The organism is Plectonema radiosum NIES-515 (assembly GCF_025753815.1).
Taxonomy (GTDB): domain Bacteria; phylum Cyanobacteriota; class Cyanobacteriia; order Cyanobacteriales; family Nostocaceae; genus Hassallia; species Hassallia radiosum_A.
This window is the reverse complement of record NZ_JAOWRF010000074.1, coordinates 2,280-9,633: the sequence shown is the minus strand read 5'-3', so window position 1 is coordinate 9,633 and position 7,354 is coordinate 2,280. Positions and strand designations below refer to the sequence as shown.

Sequence of the window (7,354 nt, the reverse complement as noted above, 5' to 3'; positions counted from 1 at the left end):
CCCTGTCTCCCCTGCCTCCCTTGTCCCCCCTGTCCCCCCTGTCCCCAAGGAGTCCGACAAAATCCACCCACCAGAGAGGCGTTTCGCTGGAGAAGTATTGCTCAACTGTTCGCGCTAGATGGGAAAAATCCTCACCGGGAAACATATCCTGATAAGTTCGCTGCATGAATTTAACCAGCAGCGCTCGATCTAAAGTTGACCCACGGCGAATGTTATACCCAGGTAGTAAAGAATTCAAAATGCTATTAGCTATGAGCGAATAGGGCTGCAAATGGTAAACCAATTTCAGGTATAAAACTTACTCCTACTTCTTCAATAGGTGCGGGTGCTGCCATATCGGAAGGTAAAAAGATGCGGGCACTGACTGCTACTAAGGCAAGGGTAAATACTAGTATTGCCAAGAAGGGGGCGATGTATTGACGAATTATAGCCATGTTTTAATTGTAAGCAGCAATGGACTTTGATGAAGAACTTGCTGAATATTTGTGAAGTTAATTTTCATTTATTTTAGCGATTTTTGGGGGATATCAGGCGATCGCCGTGATGGTAGCGCTACGAGTGGAGTAGCGTTAACGCCGATCGCGTTCCAAATCGGCGATCGCTCTTTCCCAATACCAATCTTCGGGCATTCCTGGATGATTTTGCTTTGCTTGCTCAATTAAGCGATCGGCGGCAGCGGTGTCTCCTGATAATAAAGAGACGAGCCTGTTTTTCATGCGGTTTTGAGAGCTAAGAGTACTATCCTCAACCCAATTAGGTATCTCTTGGGCAAATGACTCAGAATCCTGTCGGCGAAACTGCCAAAATAAAACGTAGTAAAGTGTACCAAAAATTAAAATCAGGCTGAGTGTTCCTAAAAAAGTTAGCAGGTTAAACGGCAGAAATCCTAAAACTAACTGAGACAGAACATAGCCAAGTAATAAACCCGTAACGAAGAGAATAAATGTGCCGACAAAAACGACTACTTGGTTTCCCATAAATCCTCATTTTCTTGGTCAAGTCCTGGTCTGGGCATTGCAATTGGCTTCGAGTTCCAGGGAGCAACAAAAGGTAAAAGTAGTAATCCAGGCAAAGCAGCCACTATGGTTAGTAAGAAAAATGAAGACCAGCCTGTAGCTTTAGCCCAAGTTCCTGCGGGAGCAGAAAGAACATCTCTACTAATAGCCATCAAGCTTGAGAATAAAGCAAACTGAGTAGTTGTGAAGCGGTGGTTACAAAGATTCATCAGAAATGCTAACGTCGCAACCGTCACTAATCCGGCACTAAAGTTTTCGATATTAACTGCCAAGACTAAAAGCGAATAATTTTTGCCAGTAACAGCTAAAGCATAATAACCCAAGTTACTAAGTAATTGCAGTATGCCAAATATCCAAAGACTGCGATTTAAGCTAATTTTAGTCATGATAACACCACCAGCTAATACGCCGACAGTGGTGGCGAGAAAGCCCATGCCTGCTTGAATTGCTCCAATTTCAGTTTTGGTAAAGCTAATTTCGCGCAGAAATAAATTCGCTGTGATTCCGACCAAAGAATCACCTAGTTTATAGAGCAAAATAAAAACCAGGATCGTACTGGCTTGAATAAGTCCAAATCTGTGAAAAAACTCTTTAAAAGGAAGGAAAATTGCTTGCTGTAAGTTTTGGGGGGAACGATTTTCTCTATCTTCACTCAGCAACTCTGTAGGCAATAACAAAGATGTGACTATCCAGGCTAATATCAAACCTGCCAGCAGCCAATAAAACACAGGTAGAGGGATAAAGCCAACGAAAACACCTCCCAATAACCCAGCTACCAATACAGTAATAAACACCAGAAAAATGACATCTTTAAAAGACAATGGTGCAGCTTTTTCGGTTTTGTGACGCACCTTTGATTCCGCTGGTGCCCACAAGGTTGTGAATATACTCAGAACCATTAAAACTGCCATGAGGAGATAAACAGCATTCCAAGGGATGCGATCTGCTAAAACCAAAGCCAAAGAACTCGTGACAAATAAAGCTATGCGATAACCTAACACCCAAACTGATGCTCCGGCTTCAGATTCGATTGGTTCTAAAATATCGGTGCGGTAAGCATCACCAGCGATGTCCTGAGTCGCACTCAAAAAAGTAATAATTAGACAGTTGATTGCTAGTATTTGCAGCACCTGGTCACTTTGGTTTGGTTGTTGCAATGCTAGAGATGCGATCGCAAATACTAATCCAACTTGACTCAGTATTAGCCAACCCCGTCTTCCTCCCAAAACTGGCACAACAAATCTATCTAACAATGGTGACCACAAGAATTTTAGGGAATAAGGCAAAGCCAGCAGCCCAAACAAAGTAATTTTCCCTATATCCACCTTGGCATCTTGCATCCACAGTTGCAATGTTCTGCTGGTTAAAAACAACGGCAAACCCGATGCAAAACCGAGCAACAACAAAGCCCCCATCTTACGACTTTGTACGGCTTGTCGAAGTGCTTGAAATTCTCTCATTGTTTAAACATTCCTTCTCATCTTTTGCGAATTGCAGTTATCTTGCCACACATGCTGTGTATTTTCAGGCATATATGCCAGTTCGCATCAGATGTTGGCTTACCATACACATCAAGGATGCCCTTACAGTATTTCTAGTTCCTTAAGTTTCGTTAATGTGGTAGATTTGATGCCCTCTAATTTCTACTTCGTGTGCGGCAAGGCATTTTTCCCAACCTTTACGGGTGCCAATGTCGCTTTTGCCTTTAAGCAATCCTAATTCTTCTTCTTGTTGAGTGAGTTTAGCAAATTCTGCGAACATAGGATAGTTAGAAGTCACAAATGTCTCTTTGCGGTGGAGAATTGGCGGATTTACCCTACTTTGATAGTCTCGGTGGGTTATCTTTAAGGTCTTAAAGTCAATAATTATACTCGCTTGTAACGCTGGATGGGGGTCTGTGTCGAATTCTGGGTAAAACAGGTAGCAAATTTGCTGTTTATCTGTGCAATATTTTATCAGTGTGGCTTGATCTACACGTCCCACAGTGCGACTAGCGCAGCCTTCGTAAATTCTAAGTATCGGATCGAGTGCCCAAAGTGCCCAGACGTGAACGTAAAGAGCGCTGCGAGTGCGTTTACCGATTTTGCTTTTTTCGCAAGCTGTTTGAATAACTTCTGGTTGACCTAAGCTGAAAAGCTTGCTGTCAGCGACTGAACAAGCTTCTTCATAACTCCCGAAAAAGGCTTTGATATCGTAGCGCATTTCCAAGGCAAGCTTAGAGAAAGATGGGCGTTGATCGAAATGGGTCAGAGCAAGATAAACTTGAATATCAAGAGAACGTCGATAGGCGATCGCATCCCATTCCGCTTCGTCAGTTGCTTGCAATATCACCGCAAAGGCACGGCGAAAGTTACCAAATTCAATCAGTAATTCTTGTTCATTTTCTAATTCACCTTTCATCGGCAGTCTGCCACGACGCGTATAAAAATCCATCAGTGGCTGTAATTTTTCTTTGTAGTCCTCAAACCGCTTTGTCGGGATACGGACTCTCGGTGTAGAATTACTAGAAAAAAAGCGGATGGCTTTGTAGCTTTCTTTTTGAGCCTCATCTCTAAAAACAAAATAGATGCCCAGCGCTACGGGGACTGCATCTGTATTTAGCGCTTCATCAATGTAACTTTTTAGTTCTTGTTGTTCGTAATATTTCTGAAATGTATTGCGACGGGTGACGATACCATCACCGTAAGCTAATTGAGCATTACTGGGAGCATCAATTAATACTTGAGCCGCGACAATTAAAACTTGACGGGTGAGTTTCCAGGCATGTCTGAGTGCTTCACACCGTTCCTCTGGATTTTCGATCACGTTGAGGACATAGCCCAAATTGACGACATCTGCTGATGTAAATGGTATATCTGGATAATAGTAAGGGTCCCAGCCTGCACTGGTGTAGCCTAAATTTGCTACTCGTTGTACATCCTCACCGTGTCCGCAACCGTAGTCAAAAAACGTGGTATCTTTATTTATGATTGCCCATTCTATTGCCAATCGCACCGGACGAGATATGTCAATGCGAAAAATGGCGGCTTTGTGACGTTCAATTTCTAAATAGCTTTGTGACATAAAGATGTTAAAATCAGCACAAATGACCCCAGAAAGTAGGAAATTGGGCATGGGGCATGGGGCAACGCAATTAGACATCTCCAGAGTCATACGTAGAGACGTTCCACTGGAACGTCTTTAAAAGGGTTTCGGGCAACGCATAATTAATTTCTAGAGATGTCTATTAGGCTTTCCCCCTTCCCCTGTTTTTTATGGTTTAATAATCCTTATATCTTTTTCGTTGCCAGTTCGATCAAATCTTCAATCTTCTTGATATTTAAATCGCCTGCTAAGTAAGCAATCCCACGATGTAAATGTAGGCGAAATTGTGTTACTAAGGTTTCTTTGTCAGTACCTAAATTATCGTTGTAACAACGTTGTTTGAGCGCCAGTAAAAGAATATCACACATTTCGCCCCCAAAGACGCGCCAAGTCATTTCCACGTTGCTATCTTGGGGAATTGGTACGGGGGAAGGGATAGTTGGTTCAGCGAGGGAACGACAAAATGCCCAACGACAAAGGATATTCCATTGGTCGATTTTGGTGTAGCGTCTTAGTTTGAGAAGTTGGTCTTTTGCGGTTTGGGAAAGTTTAATACGTTCAATTGGTGTTTCCATGCGGATTGGGGAGGGGGAAAGGGGAAAGGGAAAAGGGGAATAAAAAGAAGTTTCAGAATTTAACTTGGACAATACCCAATGCCCCATTACCAAAAATATCCAGGTTGTATAGTAGTTTGACGGGTGGAGGAGTCGTATTTGAGGAGGTATTCACGAGCGATCGCTTCATTTTCTCTCAGTGTTTCAACTTCTTGTTTGCCTATCTCAGTATCCGTAGATAATAAAATTACTTGATGGCTAGCTGAGGGAAAGTAACGTTCTACTAAGTTACCACGGTGGGAAGAATCTAGTCTACCAAGTGGTGTATCGATAGCCACAGGTAAACGGCGTCCGGAGACTCGTGCTAAACCCCAAAGAAAAGCGATCGCTAAAAGTTGTTTTTCCCCAGCCGAAAGTCGATGTTTGGGAACGGGTTTCCCCTGTAAATCATAAAGCGAAAGGCTGAAAGTATTGGTATCAATAGCGACGCGATGTACTAAATCAGATTTGTGCAGAAGATAGCGGAAACATTCTGTAACTTCAACTTCTAATTTATTTAACTTTCGCAAAGTTAATTTTTCGCGGAAAAGCTTGAGTGTATCCTGAACTTTAGCAGCCGAGTAAATAATATGCTCTTTATTTTGGCGATCAATATTTTTTTCAGTATAGTTTTCTAGCTCTTTTTTCGTATCCCTTATGTTACTATCTAATTCATCCAAACGGCGTTTTGTTATTTCCCAGTTTGCTTTAGATTCAGCTACTTGCTGTTGTGCTTGTTGCAAATCATCAACTAATCTTTGATAATCTTCTGGTGATGCAGCAGTTTGAATTTGTCTTTCTAAAGTGATAATTTCTTCCTCTTTTATTTGTAATATATTAAGTTTATCTTCTGCATTAGTTTTTGCAGTTGCTATGTAATGATGAATAATATTATCTAACTGATGCAGTGTTTCCGTATCAGTTAATAACCAAGGCTGTTCTGTTGTCGCTTTTTCTAAAGATTGATTTTCTTGATTTATAAAATGTTTAATTTTATCAACTTTTTCATCACCTAGAGCCAAATTATGAATTAAATCGAGTAATCGTTTATCTCGCGCAACTAATAAATCATGTGCTAATGCAGCTTGTTGAATATGAAGTTCTTTTTCTCCTTGGGTGTAAATCTGATTCAGCAAAGGTTCAATTAAAGCCAAAGGTAAAATATCAGCCGCTAATTCACACATTACTTGACGTGTTTTCTCGACTGACGCAGTTATTTCTGATTTATGCTTCTCTAATTGACTGCGTTCTCCAGCGATTTTCCCACCCTCGGAAATGAATTTATCAACAACTTCTTGCTGATGAAGTTCAACTTCTTTTAACTTTTCTTGTAAAGACGTTAATAAGAGCGCTTCTACTTCGTATTCATTTTGTTGCTCTTTTAGCCTATTTTCAATTTCCTCTAAGTTTGCCAAATATTTAATATCAGCAATTTCTTTGCGTTTGCGATTGACTAATATTTCCAAATCAACTGCTAAACGTTCAGCTAATTCTAGCCCTAAAAGTCCGCTAATTGCATCAACTACAATCTGTGGTGGTATTTCTTGTTCTGCAAGTTCTTTAACTTGTTCTCCGTCAAATAGAAATAAATTAGAAATTCCTAAAGGTAGGAGATTTTCAATATACTCATCCCAGATATTCGCTCTTGCAATATCAAGCCATTCATTAGCATCCAAAATACCCAAGTGGTCTTTACCGTCTTTAGGATTTTTCTCCCAAGTTCGCACCACGCGATATTTTACTGGCTTGTCATTTTCAATGTGTTCAAAAACTAATTCAACGCGGGTTTTCTCAACTGGGTCGGTGTGACTGTTGACGCATTGAGTGAGAAAATCACTATAGCTCAGATTACCACGAGTAGAACATTGAGCGCGATGTCCATAAAGTGCAAGACGAATCGCATCCATCAGGGTTGTTTTTCCCCCACCATTCATCCCACCTAAAAGGATAATAGGACGAGAATTTTCATCATCAATTTCTGGGTTCAAATTGATGACTTGTTTCCCACAATAGGGACCAAAGTTTTGTAAGACGAGTTCAATGAATTTCATTTTAATTGAGAAATAAAATATATCGAGCGAATGGAATTCGCGCGCCACATGCTTCAAGCCGGGGAACCCGTCCAGCGCAGTGGCTTGGCTACACAGGCAAAGTCCGCGATTAGGCGGACTAAATGTAAAATTGTTATGGAAAAGTAAGTTCCCAGGTGGGAATGATTGATTTTTGACTGTGGTGTGTAGCTTGGTTTCTAATGTAATTAGCTACGTTGTCAATAGCATCATGACTAACTGTAAATGCCGCATAGCTACCTTGCCATTTGAAAAACTCACTTGATTTAACTTCGTGGCTGATGAAATGGGAGGAACTTCCTTTAATTTGTTTAATCAGTTCAGATACGGTTACTGTTGTTGGAAAACCCGTTAGCAGATGCACATGGTCTTCAACACCACCGATTGCAATTACTGTACATTTTAACTGTTCGCACTCACGAATAATTGCTGCATAAACAAGTTTTTGGATATCAAGTGTAATTATAGGCAATCTATCCCAGGTTGCCCAAACATAATGTAAATACAATTGTGTGTAATTTGACCTCATTTTCCTTAACCCGCGTAGGCGGGTTTCGTCTGTGTAGCTGCGAATTCTATTCGCTTTTTATTA

The 7,354-nt window shown here is 40.9% G+C and carries 7 protein-coding genes and 1 pseudogene; all 8 read right to left on the bottom strand.

The annotated features are described in order from the left end of the window. A pseudogene (locus tag OGM63_RS04950) lies at positions 1-238 on the bottom strand (hypothetical protein); the annotation flags it as partial. 7 nt (positions 239-245) lie between these two features. Continuing rightward, complete coding sequence (locus OGM63_RS04945) at positions 246-434, bottom strand: DUF8624 family small hydrophobic protein (RefSeq protein ID WP_263744389.1); 189 nt, start codon at positions 432-434, stop codon at positions 246-248. A gap of 135 nt (positions 435-569) precedes the next feature. Beyond that, positions 570-977, bottom strand: a complete 408-nt coding sequence (locus OGM63_RS04940; RefSeq protein ID WP_263744388.1) for a hypothetical protein — start codon at positions 975-977, stop codon at positions 570-572. Further along, positions 962-2,476: an AmpG family muropeptide MFS transporter gene (locus OGM63_RS04935; RefSeq protein ID WP_263744387.1), complete on the bottom strand. Its 1,515-nt coding sequence runs from the start codon at positions 2,474-2,476 to the stop codon at positions 962-964. The genes OGM63_RS04940 and OGM63_RS04935 overlap by 16 nt, the downstream gene beginning before the upstream one ends. A gap of 142 nt (positions 2,477-2,618) precedes the next feature. After that, on the bottom strand, positions 2,619-4,079 hold the full coding sequence (locus OGM63_RS04930; RefSeq protein WP_263744386.1) for a DNA phosphorothioation-associated putative methyltransferase: 1,461 nt from the start codon (positions 4,077-4,079) through the stop codon (positions 2,619-2,621). Positions 4,080-4,285: 206 nt separating this feature from the next. After that, a complete protein-coding gene (gene dndE / locus OGM63_RS04925) occupies positions 4,286-4,675 on the bottom strand; it encodes a DNA sulfur modification protein DndE (protein WP_263744385.1) in 390 nt (129 codons plus the stop codon). Between the two features lie 86 nt (positions 4,676-4,761). Further along, a complete protein-coding gene (dndD, locus tag OGM63_RS04920) occupies positions 4,762-6,744 on the bottom strand; it encodes a DNA sulfur modification protein DndD (protein WP_263744384.1) in 1,983 nt (660 codons plus the stop codon). A gap of 133 nt (positions 6,745-6,877) precedes the next feature. Continuing rightward, on the bottom strand, positions 6,878-7,291 hold the full coding sequence (tnpA, locus tag OGM63_RS04915; RefSeq protein WP_263744383.1) for an IS200/IS605 family transposase: 414 nt from the start codon (positions 7,289-7,291) through the stop codon (positions 6,878-6,880). Positions 7,292-7,354 lie beyond the last annotated feature (63 nt).